General features: G+C 65.7%; 24 protein-coding genes. 13 read left to right on the forward strand and 11 right to left on the reverse strand.

Features of this window, described 5'->3' with window-relative positions; genetic code table 11:
• Positions 1–15: 15 nt before the first annotated feature.
• From AC07U1_RS07365 to AC07U1_RS07375, 3 genes are read right to left on the reverse strand one after another with little or no spacing between them, the layout of a single operon-like run.
• Positions 16–1,080 carry a beta-keto acid cleavage family enzyme gene (locus tag AC07U1_RS07365; RefSeq protein ID WP_495176972.1) on the reverse strand — a complete coding sequence of 355 codons (1,065 nt, stop codon included), beginning with the start codon at positions 1,078–1,080 and terminating at the stop codon, positions 16–18.
• 21 nt (positions 1,081–1,101) lie between these two features.
• On the reverse strand, positions 1,102–1,950 hold the full coding sequence (locus tag AC07U1_RS07370) for a TauD/TfdA dioxygenase family protein (protein WP_495176971.1): 849 nt from the start codon (positions 1,948–1,950) through the stop codon (positions 1,102–1,104).
• Positions 1,951–1,962: 12 nt separating this feature from the next.
• Positions 1,963–2,940, reverse strand: coding sequence for a quinone oxidoreductase family protein (locus AC07U1_RS07375; protein ID WP_495176970.1), 978 nt, complete (start codon positions 2,938–2,940; stop codon positions 1,963–1,965).
• A 110-nt stretch (positions 2,941–3,050) separates the two neighbouring features.
• On the opposite strand from AC07U1_RS07375, the gene AC07U1_RS07380 reads away from it, so the two are divergent.
• A complete protein-coding gene (locus AC07U1_RS07380) occupies positions 3,051–4,082 on the forward strand; it encodes an AraC family transcriptional regulator (protein ID WP_495176969.1) in 1,032 nt (343 codons plus the stop codon).
• A 172-nt stretch (positions 4,083–4,254) separates the two neighbouring features.
• Here the strand turns inward: AC07U1_RS07380 and AC07U1_RS07385 are convergent, their stop codons facing one another.
• From AC07U1_RS07385 to AC07U1_RS07400, 4 genes are all read right to left on the reverse strand, one after another.
• The gene (locus tag AC07U1_RS07385; RefSeq protein ID WP_495197675.1) at positions 4,255–4,860 is read right to left on the reverse strand and encodes a TetR/AcrR family transcriptional regulator; all 606 of its coding nucleotides are present in this window, start codon (positions 4,858–4,860) and stop codon (positions 4,255–4,257) included.
• Positions 4,861–4,897: 37 nt separating this feature from the next.
• Complete coding sequence (locus tag AC07U1_RS07390; RefSeq protein WP_495176967.1) at positions 4,898–6,097, reverse strand: serine hydrolase domain-containing protein; 1,200 nt, start codon at positions 6,095–6,097, stop codon at positions 4,898–4,900.
• Positions 6,094–8,487: a TonB-dependent receptor gene (locus AC07U1_RS07395; protein ID WP_495197676.1), complete on the reverse strand. Its 2,394-nt coding sequence runs from the start codon at positions 8,485–8,487 to the stop codon at positions 6,094–6,096. Before AC07U1_RS07395 ends, AC07U1_RS07390 begins: the two co-directional genes overlap by 4 nt.
• Before the next feature lie 163 nt (positions 8,488–8,650).
• A complete protein-coding gene (locus AC07U1_RS07400; protein ID WP_495197677.1) occupies positions 8,651–9,091 on the reverse strand; it encodes a lipocalin-like domain-containing protein in 441 nt (146 codons plus the stop codon).
• Positions 9,092–9,124: 33 nt separating this feature from the next.
• On the opposite strand from AC07U1_RS07400, the gene AC07U1_RS07405 reads away from it, so the two are divergent.
• The 6 genes from AC07U1_RS07405 (at position 9,125) to AC07U1_RS07430 (ending at position 14,553) form a co-directional block, all read left to right on the forward strand.
• On the forward strand, positions 9,125–9,898 hold the full coding sequence (locus AC07U1_RS07405) for an SDR family NAD(P)-dependent oxidoreductase (protein ID WP_495176964.1): 774 nt from the start codon (positions 9,125–9,127) through the stop codon (positions 9,896–9,898).
• Positions 9,899–9,948: 50 nt separating this feature from the next.
• Positions 9,949–10,710: an SDR family NAD(P)-dependent oxidoreductase gene (locus AC07U1_RS07410; protein WP_495176963.1), complete on the forward strand. Its 762-nt coding sequence runs from the start codon at positions 9,949–9,951 to the stop codon at positions 10,708–10,710.
• A 72-nt stretch (positions 10,711–10,782) separates the two neighbouring features.
• The gene (locus tag AC07U1_RS07415) at positions 10,783–11,634 is read left to right on the forward strand and encodes a fumarylacetoacetate hydrolase family protein (RefSeq protein WP_495176962.1); all 852 of its coding nucleotides are present in this window, start codon (positions 10,783–10,785) and stop codon (positions 11,632–11,634) included.
• Positions 11,631–12,665, forward strand: coding sequence for a zinc-dependent alcohol dehydrogenase (locus AC07U1_RS07420; protein WP_495176961.1), 1,035 nt, complete (start codon positions 11,631–11,633; stop codon positions 12,663–12,665). Before AC07U1_RS07415 ends, AC07U1_RS07420 begins: the two co-directional genes overlap by 4 nt.
• Before the next feature lie 11 nt (positions 12,666–12,676).
• Positions 12,677–13,159 carry a VOC family protein gene (locus AC07U1_RS07425; RefSeq protein WP_056342763.1) on the forward strand — a complete coding sequence of 161 codons (483 nt, stop codon included), beginning with the start codon at positions 12,677–12,679 and terminating at the stop codon, positions 13,157–13,159.
• An 8-nt stretch (positions 13,160–13,167) separates the two neighbouring features.
• Complete coding sequence (locus tag AC07U1_RS07430) at positions 13,168–14,553, forward strand: MFS transporter (RefSeq protein WP_495176960.1); 1,386 nt, start codon at positions 13,168–13,170, stop codon at positions 14,551–14,553.
• A 72-nt stretch (positions 14,554–14,625) separates the two neighbouring features.
• Here AC07U1_RS07430 and AC07U1_RS07435 read toward each other — a convergent pair whose 3' ends face one another.
• Positions 14,626–15,258 (reverse strand): TetR/AcrR family transcriptional regulator, encoded by a 633-nt coding sequence (locus tag AC07U1_RS07435; protein ID WP_495176959.1) that lies wholly within the window; start codon positions 15,256–15,258, stop codon positions 14,626–14,628.
• A 10-nt stretch (positions 15,259–15,268) separates the two neighbouring features.
• Positions 15,269–16,780, reverse strand: coding sequence for a carotenoid oxygenase family protein (locus AC07U1_RS07440; protein ID WP_495176958.1), 1,512 nt, complete (start codon positions 16,778–16,780; stop codon positions 15,269–15,271).
• A 102-nt stretch (positions 16,781–16,882) separates the two neighbouring features.
• On the opposite strand from AC07U1_RS07440, the gene AC07U1_RS07445 reads away from it, so the two are divergent.
• Genes AC07U1_RS07445 through AC07U1_RS07455 form a run of 3 tightly spaced genes read left to right on the forward strand, consistent with a single transcriptional unit; the run spans position 16,883 to position 21,607 of the window.
• A complete protein-coding gene (locus AC07U1_RS07445) occupies positions 16,883–18,490 on the forward strand; it encodes an AMP-binding protein (RefSeq protein WP_495176957.1) in 1,608 nt (535 codons plus the stop codon).
• Between the two features lie 50 nt (positions 18,491–18,540).
• Entirely contained in the window at positions 18,541–20,772 is a 2,232-nt protein-coding gene (locus AC07U1_RS07450; protein WP_495176956.1) for a TonB-dependent receptor, read from the forward strand.
• Positions 20,773–20,788: 16 nt separating this feature from the next.
• The gene (locus tag AC07U1_RS07455) at positions 20,789–21,607 is read left to right on the forward strand and encodes an enoyl-CoA hydratase/isomerase family protein (RefSeq protein WP_495176955.1); all 819 of its coding nucleotides are present in this window, start codon (positions 20,789–20,791) and stop codon (positions 21,605–21,607) included.
• A 21-nt stretch (positions 21,608–21,628) separates the two neighbouring features.
• Here the strand turns inward: AC07U1_RS07455 and AC07U1_RS07460 are convergent, their stop codons facing one another.
• Positions 21,629–21,994, reverse strand: a complete 366-nt coding sequence (locus AC07U1_RS07460) for an ACT-like domain-containing protein (protein WP_495176954.1) — start codon at positions 21,992–21,994, stop codon at positions 21,629–21,631.
• Positions 21,991–23,043: a Leu/Phe/Val dehydrogenase gene (locus AC07U1_RS07465; RefSeq protein ID WP_495176953.1), complete on the reverse strand. Its 1,053-nt coding sequence runs from the start codon at positions 23,041–23,043 to the stop codon at positions 21,991–21,993. The genes AC07U1_RS07460 and AC07U1_RS07465 overlap by 4 nt, the downstream gene beginning before the upstream one ends.
• 121 nt (positions 23,044–23,164) lie before the next feature.
• Between AC07U1_RS07465 and AC07U1_RS07470 the strand changes: the two genes are divergently transcribed.
• The 3 genes from AC07U1_RS07470 to AC07U1_RS07480 all read left to right on the forward strand — a co-directional run bounded on the left by AC07U1_RS07470 (position 23,165) and on the right by AC07U1_RS07480 (position 26,295).
• On the forward strand, positions 23,165–23,629 hold the full coding sequence (locus tag AC07U1_RS07470) for an Lrp/AsnC family transcriptional regulator (protein WP_187141245.1): 465 nt from the start codon (positions 23,165–23,167) through the stop codon (positions 23,627–23,629).
• 372 nt (positions 23,630–24,001) lie between these two features.
• Complete coding sequence (locus AC07U1_RS07475; protein WP_495176952.1) at positions 24,002–24,895, forward strand: TauD/TfdA dioxygenase family protein; 894 nt, start codon at positions 24,002–24,004, stop codon at positions 24,893–24,895.
• Positions 24,892–26,295, forward strand: coding sequence for an FAD/NAD(P)-binding protein (locus AC07U1_RS07480; protein WP_492737542.1), 1,404 nt, complete (start codon positions 24,892–24,894; stop codon positions 26,293–26,295). Before AC07U1_RS07475 ends, AC07U1_RS07480 begins: the two co-directional genes overlap by 4 nt.
• The last annotated feature ends 25 nt before the right edge of the window (positions 26,296–26,320 follow it).

A 26,320-nucleotide genomic window follows, 5' to 3' on the forward strand; every position in this document is an offset into this window, starting at 1 on the left:
CGCCGCGCTCCCGCCTCAGGCCGCGTAGCGCAGCGGCAGCGCGCGCTGGCCGGGCTGGCGGTTGGGCGCCATGCCGAGCTTGGCGAGCGTTTCCTCGACCGAATTATATTGCACGCCGATCTTGTAGATTTCGCGCGCTTCCTTGCCGGTCGCGACCTCGCGGCCAAGCTCCCTGGCGATACGGACGATCTGCTCGACCCCCTGGACCGACGTCATCTTGTTGCCATGCTGGTCGTAGAGCGTGTCCTCGATGCCGCAGCGGACATGCTGGCCGAGGCACATCGCCATGACATTGACCGGCAGCACGTGGCGCATCAGCGATTCGAGCGTGACGGTCGAGCCGTCGGGGGCGCGGCGGATGAACTCCATGAAATTATTGGGGTTCGGCCCGTCAAAGCCGCCGCCGATGCCGACCCAGGTCAGGTTGAGCGGACCCTTGTACAGCCCGCGTCGCACGAGCCGCTCGACCGTTTCCATGTCGGGCATGCAGGTGAGCTGAAAATGCGGCTGGATGCCTGCCGCGGTCAGCCGGCGCAGATGCTCTTCGACCCACTGCGGTCCCGCCGGCACCACCATCTCGCGATAGGCCTGATACAGCGCCGGATTGGCGAGCGAGGTCTGGCCATATTCCTCTTCGGTCATCAGATCCATGATGTTCATCTGGGTCGTGTTGACCGCGATCGTCACCTGATCGGGCGCGGGCTTCAGGTCGGCGAGCATGTGACGCACCTCGTCCGACAGCCATTTCGCTTCGGCGCCGTCCTCGTCGCTTTCGGGGGCGAAGGAGATCGAGCCGCCGACCTGGATGATCATGTCGGGCACCCGCTCGCGCACCCCGGCGATCAGCTCGTTGAATTTCGACAGGCGCTTGCACCCCGAGCCATCCTCTTCGCGGACATGGAGGTGGAGAACGGTGGCGCCGGCGTTGTAGCAATCGACCGCCTTCTGGATATGCTCTTCCATGGTGAGCGGAATATCCTCGGGGAAATCGTCGGGATGCCATTCGGGGCCATAGGGCGCGACGGTGATGACCAGTTTGTCCTGCGTTTCGGGAAGCAGGCTGTCGTCGAGAAACTGCATATTCTCTCTCCTTGTCGATCGTTAAAAGGGGCGGTCGCCGACGATGCCCGCGCGCTCCATGCGGCGGATCGTGGGCGGGTAATCCATGACGGCATAATGCTGGGTCGAGCGGTTATCCCAGATCGCGACGCTGTTCGGCTGCCAGCGCCAGCGCACCTGATATTCGGGGATCGCGGCGCGGCCGATCAGGAAGGCGAGGAGCTGGTTCGCTCCCGGCGCATAATCCTGACCGTAGCGGACATTCTCGGCGGTGTGGAAATTGGTGAAATGCGTCGTGAAGCCGTTGACGAACAGGATCTTCTCGCCGGTTTCGGGATGGGTGCGGACGACCGGATGCTCGGCATCGGGAAAGCGCGCCTTCAGCGCATGACGCTGGTCCTCGCTCATCCGCGCGCCAAAGCTCGCCTCGATCGAATGGCGCGCCTTCAGCGGCGCGATGGTCGCCTTCACGGCGTCGGGCAGGTCGGCATAGGCCTTGGCCATATTCGCCCACATCGTGTCGCCGCCGACCGGCGGGCAGGTCACGCAGCGCAGCACCGCGCCGAGCGGCGGCGCCTCGCGCCAGGTCGCGTCGCAATGCCAGCTATTCTCATAATAGTCGGGCGGCGACGTCTCGTCCTTGTAGATCCGGACCAGCCCCGGGTGATCGGGGTCGCTGCCGACCACCGGGTGGTCCTCGAGCGCCCCGAAGCGGCTCGCGAAGGCGACATGATCGGCGCGGGCGATGTTCTGATCGCGCAGGAACAAGACCTTGTGGGCGAGCAGCGCGGCGCGGATTTCGCCGAACAGATCGTCGCTGCGCGCCGCTTCGGCGAGGTCGATGCCGCGGACTTCGGCACCGATATGGGTGGTGAGCTTCTCGATCTTCATCGTCCCTCTCCCTCAGAGCACGAAGATGGATGATCCAATCGTCTGGCCGGCTTCGAGTTCGCGATGCGCGGCGACACAGTCGTCCAAGGCGTAGCGCTGGCCGATCTCGACCTTGACGCGGCCTGCCGCCAGATGGCCGAACCACAGGTCCGACAGCTCGGCGCGCTCGGCGGGATCGGCATAATAATCGGCGAAGCCGGGGCGGGTGAAATAGACCGAGCCCTGCATCAGAAGCTGGAAGGCGTCGACCGGCGGGAAGGGCCCCGACGCGGTGCCACAGGCGACGAACACGCCGCGCCGCTTCAGCGATTTCAGCGAGCCTTCGAACGTGTCCTTGCCGACGCTGTCGAACACCGTCGTCACGCCTTCGCCGCCGGTCAATTCCCTGACCCGCGCCGCGACATCCTCGCGGCGGTAGAAGATGATTTCGTCGCAGCCGAGCGACAACGCCTTTTCGGCCTTGGCTTCGTTCGACACGGTGCCGATGACGCGCAGTCCCATCAGCTTGGCGAGCTGGACCGCGAGCAGCCCGACCCCTCCGGCGGCGGCGTGGAGCAGGATCGTGTCGCCCGCCTTCATGCGCGGATTGGTCTTGGCGAGCCAATAGGTCGCCGACAGGCCGCGCATCGTCGACGCGGCGGCGTCCTCGAACGAAATCGAATCGGGCAGCTTGAACAGCGGCGCCGCGGGCATGACGCGCGCCTCGCTATAGGCGCCGAGCGGGCTGCCGTTATAGGCGACGCGGTCGCCGGGCGCGAAGCCGGTGACGCCGTCGCCGACGGCCTCGATCACCCCGGCACCCTCGACGCCGATCCCGGCGGGAAGCGGTGCGGGATAATAGCCCGAGCGGAAATAGGTGTCGGCGAAGTTGCAGCCGACGGCGGCATGGCGGATGCGGACCTCGCCCGGACCGGGGTCGCCGACCGCGACATCCTCGACCCGCAGAACTTCGGGGCCACCAGTTTCATAAAAGCGAACGGCTTTTGCCATCTCATACTCTCCCGTTTCGTTGGGGGTAGAGCAGCGCTCCCTTGTACTTTTCACATTTCATGACATAATTTTGGCAATAGACGCCAATGGCGCGAGCGAAGGAGAGAAGCGTGGCCGAACTCGTCCGCGTTGCGGCGCTGACCGGCTATTTCCCGGCGATGCGGGGGCTGGGGGCCGACCCGCGGCCCCTGCTCCGCGAATGCGGCCTGTCGCCCGAATTGTTCGCGAATCCCGAACAATTGATCTCGGCGCGCGCCACGATGCGCCTGTTGGAACGCAGCGCCGAAGCGACCGGGTGCGAGACGCTCGGCCTTCGCATGGCCGAGGAGCGGGCGCTCGCCAATCTCGGTGTCGCCAGCCTGCTGATCGCGCACCAGCCGACGCTTCGCCTCGCGCTTCAGGCGATCACCGAATTTCGCAACCAGATCAACTCGACCCTCGTCCTGCATGTCGAACCCTTCGGTGAGGAGGTCGTGCTGCGCGAAGATTTCGCGCTGAGCAGTCCGGAACCGCATCGCCAGTCCTCCGATCTCGCGCTGGGCGTTCTCGCGCGCCTCTGCGCGAGCGTGCTGGGCGATGGCTGGTCGCCGCTCTCGGTGTGCTTTTCGCGCGCCAGGCCGCCGGTGCCCGAGATGCAGGTCTATCGGCGGCTGTTCCATTGCACGCTCACCTTCGACTGCGAGTTCAACGGTCTCGTGATCGCGGCGGCCGATCTCGACCGGCCGGCGGCGCGTGCCGATTCCGCGCTTGCCGGTCACGCGCGCGAATTGATCTCGTCGGTGATGAACCCCGCGATGCGCACCGCCTCGCAAGAGGTCGAGCAGCTGATCATGCTCCTGCTGCCTTCGGGGCGCGCGACGATCCAATATTGCGCCGAATCGATGGGAACGACGGTGCGGACGCTGCAGCGGATGCTCGACGCCGACGGGACGAGCTTCAGCGACCTTCTCAACCGGGCGCGCATGCAGCTTTCGACGCAATATCTCGCCAATCCGCGCACGCGGATCACCGATGTCGCCGAAATGCTCGGCTACGGATCGATCGGCGCTTACACCCGTTGGCATGGCCAGATGTTCGGCGTGTCGCCGCGTCAATGGCGCATTTCGGCGGTCCAGAGGCAACCCACGCCGTCCGCGTTTTGAACGGACGCGCCAGAACCGGACAGGCGGCAACCGGCCCATTGCTGACAGAGCTACCCGATGGCTTGAAAAAATTTGCCGGCCTTCGCGATTTTATCGATCTGGGCCTCCCGTATCGGAGCTTCGCGTTCGGTTCGGCGCGCATCGGCCGGGCGATGAGCACGGCGATGCGTCCCTAGCGGATAAGTCGGCCGATGATCGTGCGCAGCACGTCGGCGTCGAGCTTGCGCTGCGTCACCGCCGCATTCCATGCGAGCGACGACAGGATGACCAGCACTTCGTCGATGTCGAGCGGATGGTCCGTCTGGCGGGGAAGCGTATCCATCTTCTCCAGCGCGGCGCGGACGTGCGCCCGCCGTTCGCGCAGGCCGTTTTGTAGTCCCTCATAGACCTCGGGCTTGGCCTTATACTCGCCGATCAAAAAACCGATCGCGGGGGCGATGCGTGGATCGGAGTAGGATCGCTCGATCGATTGCGCGAACTCGAGCAGATATTCGACAGGGTCTTGCGAATGCGGCAGCGCATGGAATTCGAACGCCTCGTTGATTGCCTCGGCCAGCGCTTCGGCGGGGCTCGGATAGCGGCGATAGAAGGTCGCCCGGCTGATCCCTGCCCGCTCGCAAATCTCGTTGACCGTCACGCCCGAAAACCCGCGTTCGGACACGACGTCGAGCGTCTCCTTGAAAATCCGGCGGTCGACATCGGCCGAGCGCGGGCGTCCCATCTGCGGCTTGTCGGACGGCGTCGGATCTGCGGCAGAGGCTGTGGCGGGGCTTGGCATGCGGTCTTTTGGCGCAAGCGGGCTGGTAAGGGAAGGGTCAGTCGATGGCAGAATATATCTGCCGCTTGAGCCAGTCCTGGAAGCCATAAGCCGTCGCCGGCAACAACTGGGTCAGGAAGATCACCGTCAGGTCGCGCGCGGGATCGACCCACCAGACCGTCGTCGCCGCGCCGCTCCAAAAATGATCGCCATCGGCCGGAGCACCGGCGCGCTTTGCGTCGAGCGTCGTCGCGAGGCCGAACCCGAAACCCATGCCATCGGGCAGCAGCCGCGGGTCGCCGATCAGTGCGATGTCCTTCAACTCGGTGCCGCCGGGCAATTGGTTCGATGCCATCGCCGCGACCGATGCGGACGTCAGCAGGCCGTCTCCGCACAGGCGCAGCATCTCCGCGAAGCGCGCATAGTCATCCATGGTCGATAGCAATCCGCCGCCGCCCGATTCCATGCGCGGTGGCGCCAGAAACGGGCTGGACGCGGCGTCATCGACCAGGCGCAGCGGATCGTCGGCGGTGGCGATATAGCAGGCGCCCAGCCGCCCCGCTTTTTCGGGCGGAACAAAGAACCCCGTGTCGGCCATGCCGAGCGGGGCAAAAATCTCCCGCTCGAGGACGTTGCCGAGCGGCGCGCCCGCCGCGACCTCGACGATCGCGCCGACGACATCGGTCGCGGCCGAATACATCCAGCGCGTCCCGGGTTGATAGCGCAGCGGCAATTGTCCCAGGGCGTCGGCATAGGCGAGCAGTCCGTCTGCCGCCGCCGCGTCGGCTTGTGCATAGCGGAGCGCCACCGGATCCTCGACCTTCTGGCCGCCGATCAGCGCGAGCCGCGTGCCATAGGTCAGTCCGGCGGTGTGGGTCAGCAGATGGCGTAGCGTGACGGGGGTCGCGACCGCGACGGTCTCCATGGTCTCGCCCGATCCCGCGACCCAGACGCGCTGGTCCCGCCATGCCGGGAGAAAGTCGGAAACGGGCTGATCGAGGGCGACGGCGCCGCGTTCGACCAGTTGCATCAGCGCCGCCGATACGACCGGCTTGGTCATCGAATAGATGCGAACGATCGCGTCTTCGGACCAGGGGCGCTCGCGCGCAACATCCATCTGGCCGAGCCGGGCGTCGAAAATGCTCTCGCCCTTGACGAGGATGCGCAAATGTCCGCCCGGGAAGCGCCCCGTATCCAGAAATTCGGCCTCGATCACGCGCGCGACCGAGGCCAGTTCGTCAGAAAAGGGAGAGGTCAAAACCCCGCCCGCAACGTCACGCCATAGGTGCGCGGCGCGCCGAGGAAGGCGTTGATGCTGCCCGACTGGAAGGGGGCGTCAAAGGCGTTCTGCATATAGAGTTTGTCGGTGAGGTTGTTCGCCCACAGGTCGACGCCCCAGCGCTTGTCCTCGTCGCCGATGCCGATGCGGGCGTTGATCACCGCATAGCTTTTCTGGAGCTTGAGCGGGTTCAGGTCGCTGCCAGCATTATAGGAGGAGCTGTAACGCATATTGGCGTTCGAGCGCAGCACCAGCCCGCCGCCGAGCGGCAGTTCGTGCGTCGCCGACAGCGAGGCTGACCAGAGCGGCGCGAGGTTGAGCCGTTCGCCGGGCAGCCGCGCGGTCGATGGCGTCAGCGACAGCAGCGCGCGGTTCTTTTCCGAATAGCGCGTGTCGGCATAGGTCAGGCCGCCCTGCAGCGTGAAGCTGCGGCTCGGGCGCCACAAAATGTCGGCATCGATGCCCTTCGAGGTGACCTCGGGAACCGGGAAGACCGAGAAGAAAAAGCCGTTGAAGGCGTTGAGCTGATAGTCGGTGAAATCCTGATAGAAGGCCGCCGCATTCAGGAAGACCCGGCGGTCGGCGAGGGTCGATTTGAAGCCGATCTCGAACGAATCGACGAACTCGCCGGGGAAGCGGGTGTCGAGCACGGGCTGGAGCGAATTGGCGTTCCCCGCCGCATAGGGAAAGGCGACGCGATCGAGGTTGAACCCGCCCGATTTATAGCCGCGCGAATAGCTCGCATAGGTCATGAGTTCGCGCGAGAAACGATAGGCCAGCTTCGCGGTGCCGCTCAGCGCCTTTTCGGTTCGCTTCTGGCTGTTGGTCAGGCCGATGAAGTTCGAATTGAAGAAGGGATTGCACAGCGCGCCGATGATCGCGGCCGACCCGGTTGCCTGCCCGGCGTCGCACAAGGCGCCGCCGTCGGTCGCATCATAGTCCGCCACCGCCTTCTTGCGATCGATCGTGTAGCGCAGCCCCACCGTCAGTTCGAGCGCGTCGGTGATCTTGAGGCTGTTGTTGGTGAACAGCGCGAAGGTGTCGCCGGTCTGCTTGTAAACGTCGCGCGATCCGGTGCCCGGCGTCGCCAGATCGAGGATCGGCTTGAGAAAGGCGGGGTTGGCACCGCCCGAGAAGAGAAGGCTGAGGAAGGGCTGGAAGTCGCTGCCATAGAGCTGGGCAACGCGGCTATCGAGCAGTTCGTGCGCGTAAAAGGCGCCGACCGTATAATCGAGCCGCCCCGTGCTGCCGGTCGCGCGCAATTCCTGGCTGAACTGGCGGAAGCGATTCATCGTCCCGCCATTGGCCTGGCGATAAAGGATATCGGCGCCGCTATAGTCCGAATCCGATCCCGTCACCCAGCGCCAGTCGCGCCAGGCGGTGATCGAGGTGAGAATGGTATCGCCCAGATCATAATTCATCTCGAGGCTTAACCCGCCGTCGCGGATCTTCTGCGTCGTGTCGCGGTTCGAAAAGGCGAGGCGGCGATCGGGGTCGGCGGGCGAAAGGACGCCATTGCCGGCCCCCGCCAGCGCGTTGACGATCGCCGTCGTCGGCCCGTTGACGAGCTGGACGGCGACGCAGCAATTTTCGTCGCGGCGGGTGATGTCGCCGATCAGCCGCGCGTCGAAACCGGCCTCGTTGGTGAAATAGAGCTGGCCGCGCAGCGACCAGAAACGGCGGTCGGCATCATTGTCGCGGGTGCGCGGACCCTTGCCGGTGACGACGTCGTAAAAGCCGTCACGCTTGCGGTGGACCGCGAACAGGCTCGCGGCGAGGCGGTTGGCGACGATCGGGCCGCCGACCGAGACCGAACCGCCGACCTCGTCATAATTGCCGATCGTCGCTTCGGCGCGAACATAAGGCGTGAAGCTTGGTTTCGCGGTGACGACATTGATCACCCCGGCGGAGGTATTCTTGCCGAACAGCGTTCCCTGCGGCCCCTTGAGCACTTCGATCCGGTCGGTCTCGCCCAGATCGCCGAGCGCGACGCCGGTGCGCGGGCGATAGACGCCGTCGATCACGACGCCGACCGAGCTTTCTAGGCCGACATTGCCGCCCGCGGTGCCGACGCCGCGGATGAGCGCGGTCGACTGGGTTTCGTTCGCGGTCGAGACGACGGTGAGGCCGGGGGTGAGGACGGTCAGGTCCTTGATGTCGCGGATGCCGGCATCCTGCAGCAGCTGCGCATTGACGACGGTGACGACGATCGGGACGTCCTGCAGCGATTGTTCGCGCTTTTGCGCGGTGACGATGATTTCGTCGGCAAAATCATTGGCGGCCGCCGGCTGGGACGGCGCTTTCTGGGCCGTCTCCTGCGCCAAAGCGATCCCGGGCAGCATCGCGCTGCCAAGCATCAAGCCAATCATCCGAATCGTGCGACGCGCCATCATGGGTCCTCTCCCTCATTTGCCGGCTTTTTGCGGCAAGGGGAAACTCGCCCCTTGACCGCTCCTGCCGATCCATGCCTATATACGATACAATATGTACCGTAATGTCAAGGCGGTTTTGCAAGAGAGGTTCGACATGGCTTCAAATGGCGCGGCGCCACCGCAGGACAGGGGTTGTTCCGCCAACGGCGGGCGGACGCAGGGCGAGGATATCGTCCTCGAAACGATATTCGCGAATCATGTCGGTCCCCACCCAGTCGGGAAGAAAGGCCGCCTCGACATGATGGATCACGCGGCCGGCGTCGGCGTCGATCGTGTAACGGCCCGCATAACCGATATAGCCCGCCGCCGTGGCGGCCAGCAGGTTGGGCGCGACCTCGTCCAGCGCCGGGCGCGCGCTGCCGAGCGGGGTGCGGTGGCGCCGCATCAGATGCGCCGACATCCAGCCGTCGGCGGTATAGGTGCCGAGGCCATAGGGCTCGGCACCGAGCGGTTCGATGCAGGTGCCGTCGGAAAGCCGCGTGACATAATCGATCAGCTGCCAGCTCCCGACAAAATCTTCCTTCAACATACGATACTCCATGTTTCGTATATGCCTATCATGGGAGATCGATAGATGGCGAGTCCCTTTGATGCCTGGCGGCTCGATGGCCGTACCGCGTTCGTCACCGGCGCCGGCGGCGCGATTGGCGAAGCCGTGGCAATCGCCTTGGCCGAGGCCGGCGCGCATGTGCATTGCGCCGATATTCGCGAGGATGCTGCGCGCGCGGTCGCTGAGCGGGTGCGCGGCACCCCGGTGACGCTCGACGTGTCCGACGCGGTCGCGGTTCGCGCGGCGATCGATGCTGCGGCGGCACCGGGTATGTTGCGGATCGTCTGCAATCTCGCGGGGATCGCGGGGCGCTCGCAGCGCGTCGTCGATCTCGACGAAGACGCGTTTGACGCGATGTTCGAAGCGCATTTCGGAGGGGTCTTGAACGGTTGTCAGGCTGCGGTCCCGCACCTGCGCCGCGCGGGCGGCGGGGTGATCGTCAACATGAGTTCGGAGGCGATCGACATCGCGCCGGCCACCATCGCGAGCTATGCCGTCGCCAAGGTTTCGATTTCGGCGCTGACCAAGATCCTCGCTGCCGAGGTTGCGGGCGACGCCATTCGCGTCAACGCCGTGGCGCCGAGCTTCATCCCCAGCGACCTCAGCCTGATACGCTATGCCGACGATCCCGAGGGGCGCGACCGCTATCTCGACTGGTGGCGCGCCAAATCGCCGCTCGGCGGACTCTGCTCGGTCGACGATGTCGCGGCACAGATCCTCTATCTGGCCAGCGACGCCGCAAGCTATGTCACCGGCCAGACGCTGCGCACCAATGGCGGGATCTCGATGCCATGGTGAGTCATCCTGCTGCGACCGCCGCGTCGCCCACATCCGCAAACGGAATTTCCATGATCGATCGTCTGTCTCTCGCTGGCCGCCGCGCCATCGTTACCGGCGCCGGTGCGGGCATCGGCCGCGCCACCGCCACGCTCTTCGCCGCGGCGGGCGCGCATGTGCTGTGCGTTGATCGCGATCCCGATGCGGCCGCCGATGCGGCGGCGGCGATTGGCGGCACTGCGGTTGCGCTCGACGTCTCCGACCGCATCGCGGTCAAGCAACTGCTCGGCGATTTCGCGGCGGGGGGCGTCGATATCCTCGCCAATATCGCCGGGGTCGCGAGCTCGGGCGAGCGCATCGAAACGATGGATCGCGCCGCGTTCGACCGCATCTTCGCGGTCAATTTCAAGGGCACGCTCCACTGCATCCAGGCGGTGCTGCCCGCGATGATCGCGGCGCGCCGCGGCGCGATCGTCAACATGGTCTCATCGGCGATCGATCTCGCGATCCCGACCAACGCCAGCTATTCGATTTCGAAGGCCGCGGTCGCGATGCTCACCAAGGTGCTGGCCAACGAGGTCGGCCCCGACGGGATTCGCGTCAACGCTGTCGCGCCGGGGTTCGTGCCGACCGCCCTGTCGATGGAGGCGGCCGGCGGCGGCGCCGCCGATCGCGCCGCCTATCTCGACCGCTGGAGCAAGAGCGCGCCGCTGGGGCGCGTCGGTTCGCCCGAGGATATCGCGCAGCAATGCCTCTACCTCGTCTCCGATGCCGCGCGCTTCGTCACCGGCCAGGTTCTGCGCGCCAATGGCGGCACGACCATGCCCTGGTGACGCCCATCTTCCGGCCAGTTGACGCCCGGATGTATATACGATACACTATGTATCATAAATAGGAGAGGACATATGCGCATCGGATGTATCGGCGGCCGCGCCTGGCTTGTGACGGCCGAAGGGCAGGGTGTCGACATAGCGGCCGCCTCGGGCGGCAAGTTTCCGGTCGACCCCCAAGCCCTGTACGAAGCGTGGGACGAAGTGCGCGCATGGGCGCGGGGCGTGCCGGCCGACAGCTACGCTCCGGTCGATCCCGCCACGCTTCAGCTTCCGGTCCCGCGGCCGCGCCAGGTTTTCGCGATTGGCGCCAATTATCGCGCCCACGCCGCCGAAGCCGGGGTCGAACCGCCCGAGCAGCCCGTCATCTTCACCAAATTCCCGAGCTGCCTGACCGGCCCGAACGACGCCGTGGCGATTCGCCACGACCGCGTCGACTGGGAGGTCGAACTGGTCGTCGTGATGGGGCGCGAAGCACGCAATGTTCGCGCCGCCGATGCCTGGGACCATGTCGCCGGGTTGGCGACGGGGCAGGATATTTCCGAACGGTCGATCCAGCGCCTCGGCCCGATGCCGCAATTTTCGATGGCGAAGTCGTTGCCGGGTTTTGGCCCCGTCGGTCCGCTGGTGGTAACTCCCGACGAATTCGCCAACCCCGCCGATCTCGCGCTCGGCTGCGCGGTCAATGGCGTCACGATGCAGGCTTCGCGGACCAGCGACTTCATCTTCCCGGTCGGGGAACTGATCGAGTATATTTCGCACCTGATGCCCATGTACCCGGGCGACCTGATCTTCACCGGCACTCCCGAAGGTGTCGGCGCGACGCGCAAGCCACCGATCTTCCTGAAGCCCGGCGATGTTCTGACCAGCTGGGTCGAGGGCATCGGCACGCTCACCAACCCCATCACCGAGGAACCAAGCCGATGAAGGTCGCTCGCATCTCCCCCGACCGCACGATCGAAGTCGCGCAGATTGCTGAGCCGAACACGGCGCCGAACACGGTCAAGGTCCGCGTCGAGCGCTGCGGCATCTGCGGCACCGATCTGGTCGCCCGCACCAGTCCCAACCCGCGCTGGGCGGTGGGCAGCGTGCTGGGCCATGAAATCGTTGGCACCGTAGCAGAGGTGGGCGAGGCGGTAGCCGGCTGGGCGGCAGGCGACCGCGTCGCGCTCTATCATGGCAGCCCGTGCGGCCAGTGCGGGATGTGCTTGAGCGGGCGCGACTATCTGTGCCTAGACCATCTCGATTCGGCGCTCGGCCACGGCGTCGCGCAGGGGGGCTATGCCGAACATATCGTCGTCAGCCCCGCGCTGCTCCACAGCATCCCCGATGGTTTGAGCTTCGACCAGGCGGGCATCACCGAACCGCTCGCCATCGCCTTTCATGGCGTCAACAAGTCGAGCGCGAAACCGGGCGATGCTGTGTGCATATTGGGGGCAGGGCCGATCGGCGCGATGACCGCGGCGGCGCTCAAGGCGCGCGATATCACCGACGTCGTGTTCGTCGACCCCAACCCGGCGCGGCGCGCGCTGATGGAAAAATCGGGCTATCGCGCGGTCGATCTGGCGGCGGTGCAGCAGGACGGCGTCGCGGCGCTCGGCGAACGGCGCCCGACCGCGATCTTCGAATGCACCGGCCATGTCGATGCGGCGGGCCTCGCGGTCGACCTCATCGCGTACAACGGCCGCATCGTGCTGCAGGGGGTGCCCAAGGCGTCCGTCCTGCTCTCGCAATATTCGGTGGTGCAAAAGGAAGTCGAGATTGTCGGCTCGGCAAGCTGTACGCAGGCGGAAATGGAGGAGGCGATCGGCCATCTCGCCGCCGGGCGTGTGCGCGCCGAGGACATCGTCACCGCCGTCGTGCCGCTCGAGCGGGCGGACGCGATGTTCGATGCGTTGCTCGACCCCGCCGGCGATCAGCTGAAGGTGCTGATCGCGCCGAACATACCCGCGAACTGAGGAGAAGGCGGATGGGTATTGCAGAGCTCGGCCACACCGGCCTCCACGTCGAGGATCTCGACGTGATGCGCGATTTTTATGCCCGCGTTCTCGGGCTGACCGTGACCGACGAGGCGCCCGAACTCGGCGCGAGCTTCCTGTCGTCGCGCCCCGATGTCGAGCATCACGAGATCGTCCTCGCCAAGGGGCGCACCGCGCCGCGCGATGTGAAGCTGATCAACCAGATTTCGTGGCGCGTCGACGATCTGCCGTCGCTGCAATCGCTCTATCGTGCGATCTTGGATTATGGATCGCCGATCCGCATGGTGATCACCCATGGCAATGCGATCGGCGTCTATTTCTCCGACCCCGAAGGCAATCCGAACGAAATCTACTGGCAGACCGGCATCGATGTGCCGCAGCCCTTCGGCAAGCCGATCGATCTCAGCCTGACCCCCGAGGAGGTCGTCGCCGAGAATGAGCGACTGATCGCCGCCGGCGGCCCGACGCATTAGGCGGGATAATGGCCGCCGTCGCCTCGATCGGAACCGCCGCCGTGCCTGCGGGAAAATTGCCCGCCTCGGCGCGCGCCTGGGCGCTCTATGAGGGTGCGCGCACGCCCTATGTGCTGCTGATCAAGGTCTATATCTTCATCCCCTATCTCGCGACGATACTCGTCGGCGATCCGGTGCGCGGGCAGAGTCTCGTCGCCAAACTGGGGATGAGCTATGGATTGCTGGCGGCGCTGACCGCGCCGTTGCTCGGCGTCGCGATGGATCGCATCGGCCCTCGCAAACCCCTGCTCGCGGCGCTGACCGCCGTACTGGTCGCCTGCTGCGCCAGTCTTTGGTGGGCGACCCCCGATGGCCTTGGCCTCGCCGCCACCTGTGCGATCATCTTCGTTGCCGGTCTGATGTTCGCTTATACCGAAGTGCTCCACAACTCGCTGCTGCCTTTTGCCGCCCCGTCGGCGCAGACGTCGGCGACCTCGGGGACGGGGCTTGCGCTGGGCAGCGCGATTTCGGTGCTGCTCCTCATCTTCATCCTGTGGGGTTTCGTTCTGCCTGCCAAGATGGCGGCGTCGTGGCTGCCCGCGGCGCCCTTGTTCGGCCTGTCCACCGCGGCGCATGAACCCGAACGGATCGTCGGGCCGATCGTGGCGCTGATTTTCGCCTGCGGGGCGTTGCCGCTCTTCCTCATCGGGCGCGACGCGCCGCGCGGGATCGGCGGCGGGGTCGGCGACAGCTTTCGCCAGCTCAAGGCGACGATCAAAACGCTGCCGTCCAATCGCCCGATGGCGGTGTTCCTGTTGTCGCGCATGACCTACACCGACGGGCTGACCGCGATCCTCCTCTACACCGGCATCTACGCCGCCGGGGTGATGGGATGGGGGCCGCTCGAACTCACCGCCTTGGCCATTATCGTCAGCTGCTTCCTCGCCATCGGCGGCCTTGTGGGCGCGCGCCTCGATCGCGCCTTTGGTCCGCGGCGCGCGATCCAGATAGAGCTGGCGATCGTCATCATCGGTCAGATCCTGCTGATCGGCCTTGCCCCCGACCGCTTTCTCTATGCCCCCTTTGTCGCGGCGCCGCTTTGGGACGGCCCGATGTTCACCACATTGCCGGAGATGGCGTTCGTCGCGATCGCCTGCTTCAACGCGATCGGCACCTGCGGTTGCTATGCGTCGAGCCGCTCGATGCTGACCTCGCTCGCCACCCCCGCGACCGTCGGAAGCTGGTTCGGTCTTTACGCGCTCTCGGGCACGGTGACGATATGGCTCGGGTCCGCGCTGGTGGGCGCGGTCACCGCGATCTGGTCCAGTCAGCAAGCGGGCTTTGCGGCGTTGGTGGCGCTCTTGATCGCGGGGTGCCTTGGTATGGCGTTCGTGAACGACCCCGCTCGGCGGTAGATTTGCATCGCGAGACTTGTGCGCAGCCATTGCCCACGCCGGGGTAGCCCCAATGCGTGCTCCGTCCAGGGGTTATTCGGCGCCTTGCTCGGTGAGCAATATCGTGCAGGTCCGGCGGAACCACCTGTCGAGCGCCGCCTGATCGGGTTCCGCTCCCCGTTCGGCGCCCGCTGCCGTCCCGTTCGCGGCGACCTTGGCGTTCCACGCCGAGCCGGCTGCAAGCGACTGAATCGCAAGAAACAGATCCTCGACCTTTTGTTCCGCTACCCCCTGATCGAGCATCAATTTCTCGGCAAAGGCGAAAACGCGCGCGCCGAAGGTGCGCGGCTGGAGTTCGAGAATGAGCGAAATCGCGTTGGGGTGTTGCAGCAATGTCCTGTGATACGCCGCCGCCGCGTCGATCACCCAAGCCTGCCAATCGAGACCGGCGGTGATTTTCGGCGAGCGGATGTCGGCGACAATATGCTGCGCGACCGCGAGTTCGACCTCGCCCTTGCTCTTGAAATAATTGTAGATCGACCCTTGGGAATCGAGGTTGAGCTCGCGCGCGAGCCTGCGCATGTTCAGCGCCTGCGGGCCGTCGGCGTCGACGATCTTCAAGGCGGCGACGACGATCGATTCGCGGTCGGCGCGCGCCACCGAGGGGCGGCCGCGCTTCGACGCGGCCGCCCCTTCATTCTCGCCTGATCCCCGTAAATCTGTCACCGCCGATGCCCTATAGAGCGGCTGTGCGGAAGTCCATCCAGTGGCCGTGCGGCGTCCACCCCATGTGAAAGGGGATTTCGACCGTGGCGATCGGACCGCTGGCGACATCGGAGGTGTCGAAGAACAGATATTGCCCAAAGCCCTCGCAATAATGCGACAGTGGCACGATCAGCCAGCCATCGCCTTCGGCCGCATCGACCGAGCGCGGCACGAAGGTCGGTTCGAGGATTTCGACCGGCAGGCCAAATTCGAACTTGTACGAACTTTCCTGGTCGGCGACGACGTCGCGGACGACGAGGCGGTTCATTCGCATCCCGCCCTTGGCGCGGCGTTCGCCCGCGACCAGATAGGCCCAGCGATAGCCCTTGCCGTAAAAGCGTTCGTCGACCTTGGGCAGTTCGCACGGCCGGTCGTCGAGCCGTTCGCTCGTCACGCTGCCCTTCTCGAGGTCGATCGTCCAGCGCCCCAGCGTGCTCATGCCCAGCTCCCAGAAGCTCTTGAAGGCATCGCCGGGCTTGAACTGATCCTCGAAATGGAAGGGCGCGCGGTCGAAAATCGGCGCGTCGAGGATCAGCTTGCCGTCGCGTTCGTTGGCCGACATCGTGTGGAGGACATATTGCGTCTCCATATCGGCCTTGATCCAGCGGATCGTGCCGCGGGCCACGTCGCCGCGCGGTATCAGCGCGAGGATGATCGGAAGCTCGGGCTTCCATCCGAAAACCCCGAGTCCCTGCGCGACGCGATCGAAGCTGGCGATATAGGGCTGAAAGGGCACGACGACATAGCTCGGGGTCAGCCAGATGTCGTGCGCCACCGTATTATAGGGCGCATCGTCGAGATCGCGGGTGATGACGCTGCCGTCGGGGTTGACGACGTGAAGCGTCACGAACGGCGAGCGGTCGCGATAGGTCCATCCATAGACCTGGCCCGTGTCGTGATCCCATTTGGGGTGCGCGGTGAACGAGCTGTCGTCGGCATGGACCTTTTCGGCCATGCCCGCCGAGAGCTGACGCGACCAGGGAACGATGCCCCTGGTCTCGAGCGTGAGCGGATCGAGCGCGATCGGCGGGCAACCCTGCTCGCCCACCGCGATCATGTCGCGCCCGAAGGGAAAGGCGTTGATATTGTTGGTGCCCGACGGAATCGATTTCGTGATCTCGTCCTTGATCACCGGTGCGAAGCCGCCGCTCCAGTTGCGCCAATCGCCAAAGTCGCCGTCTTCCCAACGGAACAGCGCGCGGCCATGCGCCTCCTCGGCGGCATATTTTTGGGTCCGGATCCAGCGATTGGCGAAGCGGGCGCTGCCATTCTCGATGATCAGTGCCTGGATCATCCCGTCCATCGAGGTGACGCCCGAGGCGCCCTGAATCGATCGGCGGCGCATCGAAGGGCCACAGCGATAAAAGCCGCCCGCGATCGCCTTGGGAATCTCTCCCTGTGTCACGATGCAGTCGGGCACGTCGGCCTCGAAGCGCATGGGCGAAAAAACTCCGACGCGCCTGCGTGCAAGCTGGTCAACCATATGGCCTCTCCTTTAATTGAACATCGTTCTTTTTTCATATTGCATCGAGCGAGTCAATGAACTAAGTTCAATTTATCGAACCAGAGAGTCGGGCGAGGATAGATGACGCAAGAGTATCGACAAACGGGATGCCTGATCGGGCTGCTGGACGAGCGGGTCCGGCGGCTGCCCGATGCAAATTTCGTGACCTTCGCCGATACGGTCCTGTCCGCTGCCGCGCTGCAGGATCGGGTCCGGCGCGTGGCGGCGGGCCTCGCCGATCGGCAAATCGGTCGCGGCGACATCGTCGCCATTCTCGCGGCCTATCGTCTGCCCGTCCTCGATCATGTCTTTGCGCTGTCGTCGCTGGGCGCGATCTGCGCGCCGCTGAATGTTCATTTGCGCGGCGAGGCGCTGGCGCATCAGCTGATCGATTCGAATGCGCGGGCGGTGGTCGTCGATGCGGCGACCGCGCAGGTTGTCGAGCCGCTGATGGCCGATCTGCCCGGGGTCGAGCTCCTCATTCTCGTCGAGGGCGAGGTGTCCGCCTCCGCGCACCCCGAGAAATGGTGCCGCCATGAGGATCTGCTGGCGGCGCCGGAGGGGAGGGGGCCGGTCGAACTCGACTGGAACGACCCAGCGGCGATCCTCTATACTTCGGGGACGACTGGGGCGCCGAAGGGCTGCCTCATCAATCATCACGCGCTGCATCGCGGCGGCGCGATCATCGTCGAACCGCTGGGGCTTTCGCGCGACGACATCTATCTCACCGTCGCGCCGCTCTATCACGCCGCCGCCTTCATGACATTGGTATCGGCGCTGGTCGCCGATGCCGCGCTCGTTGTCGAAGCGGGGTTCAGCGCCAGCGGCTTCATGCGCCGCGCCGCCGAAACGGCCGCGACGCTGTCGCTTGGCGTCGGGTTTTTGGGCATGGCGCTGCTCGGCCAGCCCGCGGGCGCGCACGACCGGTCCCATAATCTTCGCCTCTGCGCTTTCGCCCCGCTCGCACCCGAAGTCCAACAGGCCTTCGAGGACCGTTTCGGCGCCCAGTGCCTCGGCGAGATGTACGGACAGACCGAATGCGCGGCGGTGGCGATGAGCAGCGTCGTCGGCGCGCGCAAACGCGACACCCACGGCCGTGTCCTGCCCGATATGGAGGTTCGGGCGATGAGCGAGATGGGCGAATTTCTGCCCGCCGGTGAACTCGGCGAACTTGTCGTACGGGCGCTGGCGCCGGGGGTCTTCTTCTCCGGCTATTGGAAGCAGAGCGCGGCGAGCGACGCCAAGATACGCGACGGGTGGCTGCGCACCGGCGACCTCGGCAAGGTCGATCGCGAGGGCTTTCTGACCTTTTTCGACCGCAAGGCCGACTTCATGCGCCGCCGCGGCGAAAATGTGTCGGCGTTTCAGGTCGAGCGCGCGCTGCTGCAGTATGAGGCGATCAGCGAGGCGGCCGTCTTCGGCGTCCATGTGGCGGGCGAAGTCGACGACATGATCCATGCGGTGGTGGTTGCGGCGGGGGCGCTGGATCCCGCCGACCTGCATCGCCACCTCGCGGCGGTCCTGCCCTATTTCGCCGTCCCGCGGTTCATCGAAAGCGCCGACGCGCTGCCGCGCAACGCCAGTGGCCGGGTCATGAAGCATCTTCTCAAGACCCGCGAGACGAAGGGGCCTGTCGTCGATTTCGAGGCGCTGGGTCTCATGGGTAAAGCGCGGCGGTCGACAGGCTGATCGCGCACCGACGATCTTCAGAAAATCAAACATCAGATGAGGGAGTGGAAATGACCAAGATTATTGGAATGCTGCGGCATGCCCGGACCGGAACCCGCCGCTGGACCGCCATGGGGGCCTCGGCAACCTGTCTCGCCGCCGCGCTGATCGCTCTGCCGGCACAGGCGCAGTCCGATACCGACGCCGCCGCCGAAGACGCCAGCGACAATGACATCATCGTCACCGCAACCAAGCGCGGCGATGGCGAGCGGCTCCAGGATGTGCCGATCGCGATCACCGCCTTTGCCAAGGCCGAACTCGACCGTTCGGAGTTTCGTGGGCTGGAAAGCATCGGCAATGTCGCGCCGAATGTGCAGCTCAATCCGATCGGCACGGTGAAGGGCACTGCCAATTTCACCATTCGCGGGCTGGGCACCAACAGCTCGATCCCGTCGCTCGATCCCACCGTCGGCGTGTTTGTCGACGGGGTCTATCTGGGCACATCGGCAGGGGTATTGCTCGACGGGTTCGATATCGAGGCGATCGAGCTGCTCCGCGGCCCGCAGGGCATCTTGTTCGGCAAGAATGTCACCGGCGGCGCCGTCGTCATCCGCACGACGACGCCCGGCAAGGATACCATCGTCGATGTCCGGGCGGGCATCGAAACGGGGCCGAACTACACGGCGTCGGCGGTCGTGTCGGGTCCGGTCGTGACCGACCTTTTGTCGATCAAGGCGGCGGGCTATTTCAACAAGGACGAAGGCTGGTTCGAAAATGAGGCCGACGGAAATAATTATGGCGGCAGCCGGACCGCGATCGGGCGTCTGGCCTTTGCGCTGACGCCGTCGCCGTCTTTGTCGCTCGTCGGCCGCTTCGAGATCGGCGACATCGACGCCAGGGACGAAACGCCGTCGCAGAACCGCGCGATCTATGATCCCGACAGCTTCGACGTGGCTGGAAGCCGCATCGGCGGCGCCGACATCCGCTATAAAAATGCCACGCTCGAAGCCAATCTCGACGTCGGTTTCGGTGACGGACGGATCACCAATATCTTTGGCTGGCGCAAGCTCGACACCGCATTCGGCCTCGACGTCGACTCGCTGCCGGGCCGGTTTTTCGAACAATATCAGATCATCGACCAGAAACAGTTCAGCAACGAGCTGCGCTACGCCGGGACCTTCGGCGACCTGTCGCTTCTCACCGGCGCTTACTGGTTCGAGCAGACGGTCGAGTATTTCGAGCAGCGCAAGTTCGGCAATGGCGCCGCGATCACCTCGACGACCGCCGGCGGCGGCACGCTCGACAGCACGACCTATGGCCTGTTCGGCAGCCTCGACTGGAAGGTCACGCCCGAAATCACGCTGAGCGCCGGTGCGCGCTATACCCGTGACGAGAAGAGCGCGATCGTCGCCGCGATCCGGCCGGGCGGGTGCGATTTCGACGCGCGCACCTGCACCTATGAATTTTCGGGCCAGGATGCGGTCAACGGACTCACGCCCAAATTCGGCATCGCCTGGCAACCCGACCGCGACACGCTGGTCTATGCCAATGTCAGCCGCGGCCTCCGCGGCGGCGGCTTCAATATTCGCAGCGCCGCGGTCAACGTGCTGCCCGGCCCGTTCGTCGACGAAAAAGTCTTGTCCTACGAACTCGGGACGAAGCTCGACCTCGCCGATCGTCGCTTGCGGTTGAACCTCGTTCTCTTCCGCACTGAGGTGAAGAAGATGCAGCGCGAGGTGAACACCGTCTCCCCGACGTCGGTCATCGTGCAGGTCATCGAGAACACCGCCGATGCGACGATCCAGGGTGTCGAGGCCGAAGCGGTGCTGCAGGCCGCCGAAGGGCTGACGATCAGCGGCAATGTCGGGATTACCAGCGGCGAATATAAGAAGATTTTCGCCGACATTAACCGCGACGGGGCCATCAATTCGGCCGATCTCAATCTGAAGATTCCGCGTCTCGTACCGCTGACGCTCGGCACGACGGTCGATTATCGCCGCGATACGCGCTTCGGGTCGATGGGCGTGCGCGCCAGCTATAACTACCGCGACGCAAGCTGGTTCAGCGACGCCAATGTCCCGGGCACCAAGCTTCAGGCCGCCAACATGATCGATGCCTCGCTGACATTCGACATCGAGCGGCTGAACCTCTCGGCGGCGCTTTATGCCAAGAACCTGCTCAACGAAGTCACCGAAGGCAGCATCACCGCGCTGCCCGCGGCGTTCGGCGGTCCGGGGGCGACCTATGCGCCGCTCAACAAGGGGCGCGTCTTCGGCGTCTCGCTGCGTTTCAACCTGAAATAAGGACTGGGCTCTCCCCATGAATGATCCAAACTCGCTGATCAAAGTCACGACAATCGGCCATGTCGCCGTGGTGACGATCGATCGCCCCGACAAACGCAACGCCCTTGTCCCCGAAATGATGGTGAAGCTGGCTGCAACCTGGGACCAGCTGGCGGCCAACCGAACGGTGCGCTGCGTCGTCCTTACCGGCGCCGGTGACCAGGCATTTTGCGCGGGCGGCGATCTCGACCGGCTGATTCCGCTCTATACCGGCGAACGCGAAGTCGAGGACGAGTGGGATCAGGCGCTCAAGGATGATCCGTCGATCTGGGATCGTGCGATGCTGCGCGGGGTCGGATTCCTCAAACCGGTGATCGTCGCGATCAATGGTCCGGCCTTTGCCGGGGGCGCGGAACTCGTCCTCGCTTCCGATATTCGCATCATGTCGGACCGGGCGAGCCTCGCCTTTACCGAAGTGCGACGCGGCATGATTGCGGGCGGCGGCGCTCTGTCGCGGCTGCACCGGCAGATCGGCTGGGCCAATGCGATGGAATTGATGCTCGTCGCCGAACCGTGCGACGCGCGGCGTGCGCGGGAGCTTGGCATCGTGAACGAGGTGGCGGCGCCCGCCGATCTCATGCGGGTTGCGCTCGAAATGGCAGAGCGTGTCGCCCTTGGTGCACCGGTCGCGCTCGAGAAAGCCAAGGAAGCCATGTTGCTGACGACGGGACTCCCGCTGCTGGAGGCGTTCGAAATCGAAACCAGGCTTACGGCAGTTGTTTCGGCGACGCAGGATGCACGCGAGGGGCCGCGCGCTTTCATGCAGAAACGGCGACCCGAATTCCAGGGCTGCTAAGCCGCTCGCGGCGCGGGGACATCACAGCCGGATTTGGCGAGGGGGGCATGCACTCTGTTGTTGCTCGGATGCGCTCGCGCGATCGCGCCCGCGGGCCGGGGACAGCATTCCCGTACCGGAGTCCATCCGGGCTGGCGGCGCCCCGTCAAGCGCCGCGCCCGCGTCGTGCCGCGATGCGGCGATGACCATCACCCCTTCGCGCAGCCTGGCGACCAATATGTCGGCGCGCGCCGCGTCGAGTTCGGCGACAAGCGCGACATGGAGGGTGTCGTCGGCGCGCCTGACGGTCATCGTCTCGGGGATCAGCGATCGCTGTGCGAACAGCCCGACAACGCGCAGGAGGGCTTGCGGGTCGTCCTGCACCCATATCTCGAATCGCTGGCTCAAGCCGCGATCCGGTCGACGCCGCCGATCAATCGTTCGGCCAGGCGGTCGGCGACCAGCGCGGGCGACCGGCGGTCGCGCGCCGCCGCCTCGAGCAGCGCCGCCACCCGCGGGCCGATCTGTGCGACGCGGGCGACGACATGGGCGCGATTTTCGCCCAGATATTCGGCCGACACGCTGATGATGCCGCCGGCATTGGCGACATAGTCGGGGACATAGGCGATGCCGCGCGCCAGCATCAGGTCGGTGACCTCGGGCGACGCCAGCTGGTTGTTGGCTCCGCCGCAGACGAGCTTCGCCTTCATCGCCGCGACGCTTTCGGGCGTCAGTGCGCCGCCGAGCGCGCAGGGGGCGAAGATGTCGGCCTCGACCCGATGAATGTCGGCGACATCGACGACGTGCGCGCCGAGGATCTTTTCCAGCCGATCGCGCCGCTCGGGATTGACGTCGGCGATCACCAGGTCGGCGCCGGCATCGGCAAGGCGGCGGCACAGTTCGCCGCCGACGTTACCGGTGCCCTGCACCGCGACGGTCAGCCCACGCAGGCTCGATCCGAAAGCGTGCGCCGCACCGGCTTCCATCGCGTCGAACACGCCCTGCGCGGTCCAGGGCGAGGGATCGCCGCCCGCGCGTCCACCCTCGGTGGCCAGCCCCGCGACGTGGCGCGTCTCCGCGGCGATGCTGTGCATGTCGGAAACGGTCGTGCCGACATCCTCGGCGGTCACATAGGAGCCGCCAAGCTCCGCGACCGCGCGGCCGAAGGCGCGGAACAGCGCCTCGCGGTCGAAATCGCCCGCCGGGCGTCGCAGCACCGCCTTGGCGCCGCCGAAGGGCAGGCCGGCCATCGCATTCTTGTAACTCATCCCCTCGGCCAGGCGGAAGGCGTCGGCGCCCGCGGCGGCAAGGTCGGGATAAGGCCAGAACCGGCAGCCGCCCGCGCCCGGACCCCGCACGGTCGAATGGATGACGATGACCCCGTCGAGCCCCGATGCGGGATCCTCGAGCCGGACGACCTCGGCGGCGGGCGTCATGCGGGAAACCTGTACGACCATGGGATACTCCTCCTTGCGCGCCGCTTATCGCGCGGCTGGCGGGGAGAAACTTGCCTCAATAGCGTACGAATGCCGCTATTACGGGATGGATTATCTCGAAATTGTCGATATGTGAGTAGATATGACTGATCTTGATCCCTTCGAGAAAAAAATCCTCCGCGAATTGCAGCAGGACGCGAGCCTCACCACCGCCGAACTCGCCGAGCGCGTCGGGCTGTCGGCGACGCCGTGCTGGCGGCGGATCAACCGGCTCGAACAGGAGGGCTATATCCGCGCCCGCGTCGCGCTGGTCGACCGGCGCAAGGTCGGGCTCAACGCGCATATCTTCGCGCAGGTGAAGCTCAACGCGCATGGCCGCGCCAATCTCGACGAATTTGGCGCCGCGATCCGCGATTTCCCCGAGGTGCTCGACTGTTTTGTGCTCATGGGCAGCACCGACTTCATGCTGCGCATCGTCGCGAAGGACATCGACGCGTACGAGAAATTCTTCTTCGACCGGCTGAGCAAGCTGCCGGGGGTGCAGGAAATCAATTCGACGGTGGCCTTGTCGGAGATCAAGTCGACCAGCGCGCTGCCGATCGCCTGATTCCTGCCGTTCGGGCGGCTACGTAAGATCCTCCCTGTCGCGTAGCGATGGGGAGGTGGCGGCGGCGAAGCCGCTGACGGAGGGGCCGACGCCGTCAGGCGTCGTGCAAGCTTTCGGCTCCTCCACCACCGCCTGCGGCGGCGGTCCCCCTCCCTATGGCTTGCGGCCACAGGGAAGCTTTGATGGCCACTCCCGCCCGAACCGGCCAAGCACCGTGCAAAAGCCTCGCCGTGCTTTCTGCGGCCAGTCGTGGCTTTCGCGCGGGCTGTCGCGGCGCTCTTGTCAATTAATTCAGTTGAATTATGTTGGGCGGATGTCGGGACGTAAGCCGAGTCGACCGATCCCGCCCTTTGAGACAAGAGAGGATCGTGCATGGCCACGCTGCCGCAGACCCCCGATATTTTCGAACAGGCCCGCTCGCTGGGCATCGCCATCTCGCCCGCGACGACGACGCTCGGCGCCGAAATCGCCGGACTCGACCTCGACCGGCCGCTGACCGATGCTGAGGCCGAGCTGCTCCATGCCGCCTGGCTACGCTTCAAGGTCGTGTTTTTCCGCGATCAGGACATCAGCCACGAAAGCCATGTCCGGCTCGGCACCATGTTCGGCGAACTCGAAGGCCATCCGGTGATCCCGCATGTCGAGGGCTATCCCGAAATCCTGCGCATCGAGGGCGTCGAGGGGGTGCAGCTCACCGCCGAAACCCTCGCGCCGTTTCAGGCCTATAACAAATGGCACACCGACGTGACCTTCCGCCAGCAACCGTCGATCGCCTCGATCCTGCGCGCGCGGGTGCTGCCGCCGCTCGGCGGCGACACGATGTGGGCCGACACCGCCGCGGCATACGCCGGGCTGCCGCAGCCCGTGAAGGACCGCATCGAGGGGCTCGAGGCCGAACATGACATCGTGCGCAGCTTCGGCGGCCGTGTGAGTGAGGAAAAGCGCGCCCAGCTCGCGCGCGACTTCCCGCCGGTGCGCCATCCGGTGGTGCGCACCCACCCCGAAACCGGTGAGAAGATCCTCTACGTCAACTACACCTTCACCAGCCGCATCGTCGATGTGCCCGAGGAGGAGAGCGACACGCTGCTCAAATTGCTGTTCGACCGGATCAAGGTGCCCGAATATCAGGTGCGTTTCCGCTGGACCCCCAACGCGATCGGCATCTGGGACAATCGTTCGACCCAGCATTATGCGGTCGGCGACTATTGGCCCGAATATCGCGCGCTCGAACGGGTGACCGTGTCGGGCGACGTGGTGACGCGGTGAAGTTCGACGGCACGATGCTCCTCGGGCCGCGTCCACGCTTTCGCACCGCGACCCGCGTCGCGATCGTCGGCGCCGGCTTTTCGGGCACCCTGCTCGCGATCAACCTGCTCGAACAGGATGACGTCGAGGTCCTGCTGATCGAGCGCGACCGGCGGCGCATGGGCGCCGGGGTCGCGTACAGCAGCCCCGATGCCGACCATCTGCTCAACGTCCGCGCCGGCAACATGAGCGCCTTTGCCGATCGCCCCGGCCATTTCTGCGACTGGCTCGCCGCGCGCGGGCTCGGCTGCGATAAGGCGTTCGTCAGCCGCGCGACCTATGGCCAATATCTGCGCGAAACGCTCGGGCTGGCGATGGAGAAATATGGCCGCCGGCTTCAACTGATCGATGACGAGGTGCTCGACATCGCCGAACATGGCGGCAAGGTCACCCTCGGCCTCGTCAACGGCGGGTTGATCGAGGCCGACAAGGTCGCGCTGGCGATCGGCAATTTGCCGCCGCACGACCATCCGGCGATCGCGCGCGGCGGGCTGACGCCGCTGCATTATGTCGGCGACCCGTGGACGGGGCCGCTCAGCGAGGGGCTGAAACCCGACCAGACGGTGCTGGTCGTCGGCACCGGGCTGACCGCGGTCGACGTCGTGCTGCGGCTCGTCTCCAGCGGGTTCGAAGGGCGGATCGTCGCGATGTCGCGCCGCGGCCTGCGCCCGCATCGCCATGTCGATGGCCTCGCGCCGGTGCGTCCGGTGCTCGCCAAACCCGCCCCCGAACTGTCCGACCTGGTGCGCTGGGCGCGCACCGCGGCGCAGCAGGGCGACTGGCGCCTGACGGTCGATTCGATCCGCCCGATCACCCAGATGATGTGGGCGTCGGCCGATGCCGACAAGCGCGCGCGCTTCCTGCGCCACCTGCGCCCCTTCTGGGATGTCCACCGCCACCGCCTCGCCCCCGCGGTCGCCGACCGCATCGACGCGCTGATCGCCGAGCGCCGCCTCGTCTTTCGCGCCGGCAAGATCGAGGAGGTCGCCGCCGGGCTCGACGGGGTCGCGGTGCACTGGCGCCCACGCGGCGAGGATCGCCGCCAGCGGCTCGACGTCGCGCGGATCGTCAACTGCACCGGGCCGCAGGGCGACCTGCTCCGCGCCACCGACCCGCTCGTCCGCCGCCTGCTCAAACAGGGGCTCATCCGTCCCGACGCGCTGCGCCTCGGGCTCGACATCGACCGCGATGGCCATGTCGTCGGCCGCGACGGGCGCCCGGCCGAGCATATCCTTGCGATCGGGCCGATGACGCGCGGCGATTTGTGGGAGGTCGTCGCGGTGCCCGACATCCGCAACCAGGTCAGCGCGCTCGCGCGGCGACTGGTCAACGCGCATTGGACCGGCGGCGAGGGGCTTTAGGGGCGCCTCTGGACTTTCGCGGGCG

This window comes from Sphingopyxis sp. GW821-FHT02C12 (assembly GCF_059421785.1).

Excerpts from the sequence above, each read along its gene's own strand:
- AC07U1_RS07365 (WP_495176972.1), bottom strand. The coding sequence starts at position 1,080 with ATGCAGTTTCTCGACGACAGCCTGCTTCCCGAAACGCAGGACAAACTG.
- AC07U1_RS07370 (WP_495176971.1), bottom strand. The coding sequence starts at position 1,950 with ATGAAGATCGAGAAGCTCACCACCCATATCGGTGCCGAAGTCCGCGGC.
- AC07U1_RS07375 (WP_495176970.1), bottom strand. The coding sequence starts at position 2,940 with ATGGCAAAAGCCGTTCGCTTTTATGAAACTGGTGGCCCCGAAGTTCTG.
- AC07U1_RS07385 (WP_495197675.1), bottom strand. The coding sequence starts at position 4,860 with ATGCCAAGCCCCGCCACAGCCTCTGCCGCAGATCCGACGCCGTCCGAC.
- AC07U1_RS07395 (WP_495197676.1), bottom strand. The coding sequence starts at position 8,487 with ATGATTGGCTTGATGCTTGGCAGCGCGATGCTGCCCGGGATCGCTTTG.
- AC07U1_RS07400 (WP_495197677.1), bottom strand. The coding sequence starts at position 9,091 with ATGGAGTATCGTATGTTGAAGGAAGATTTTGTCGGGAGCTGGCAGCTG.
- AC07U1_RS07405 (WP_495176964.1), top strand. The coding sequence starts at position 9,125 with ATGGCGAGTCCCTTTGATGCCTGGCGGCTCGATGGCCGTACCGCGTTC.
- AC07U1_RS07410 (WP_495176963.1), top strand. The coding sequence starts at position 9,949 with ATGATCGATCGTCTGTCTCTCGCTGGCCGCCGCGCCATCGTTACCGGC.
- AC07U1_RS07415 (WP_495176962.1), top strand. The coding sequence starts at position 10,783 with ATGCGCATCGGATGTATCGGCGGCCGCGCCTGGCTTGTGACGGCCGAA.
- AC07U1_RS07420 (WP_495176961.1), top strand. The coding sequence starts at position 11,631 with ATGAAGGTCGCTCGCATCTCCCCCGACCGCACGATCGAAGTCGCGCAG.
- AC07U1_RS07425 (WP_056342763.1), top strand. The coding sequence starts at position 12,677 with ATGGGTATTGCAGAGCTCGGCCACACCGGCCTCCACGTCGAGGATCTC.
- AC07U1_RS07430 (WP_495176960.1), top strand. The coding sequence starts at position 13,168 with ATGGCCGCCGTCGCCTCGATCGGAACCGCCGCCGTGCCTGCGGGAAAA.
- AC07U1_RS07440 (WP_495176958.1), bottom strand. The coding sequence starts at position 16,780 with ATGGTTGACCAGCTTGCACGCAGGCGCGTCGGAGTTTTTTCGCCCATG.
- AC07U1_RS07445 (WP_495176957.1), top strand. The coding sequence starts at position 16,883 with ATGACGCAAGAGTATCGACAAACGGGATGCCTGATCGGGCTGCTGGAC.
- AC07U1_RS07450 (WP_495176956.1), top strand. The coding sequence starts at position 18,541 with ATGACCAAGATTATTGGAATGCTGCGGCATGCCCGGACCGGAACCCGC.
- AC07U1_RS07455 (WP_495176955.1), top strand. The coding sequence starts at position 20,789 with ATGAATGATCCAAACTCGCTGATCAAAGTCACGACAATCGGCCATGTC.
- AC07U1_RS07465 (WP_495176953.1), bottom strand. The coding sequence starts at position 23,043 with ATGGTCGTACAGGTTTCCCGCATGACGCCCGCCGCCGAGGTCGTCCGG.
- AC07U1_RS07470 (WP_187141245.1), top strand. The coding sequence starts at position 23,165 with ATGACTGATCTTGATCCCTTCGAGAAAAAAATCCTCCGCGAATTGCAG.
- AC07U1_RS07475 (WP_495176952.1), top strand. The coding sequence starts at position 24,002 with ATGGCCACGCTGCCGCAGACCCCCGATATTTTCGAACAGGCCCGCTCG.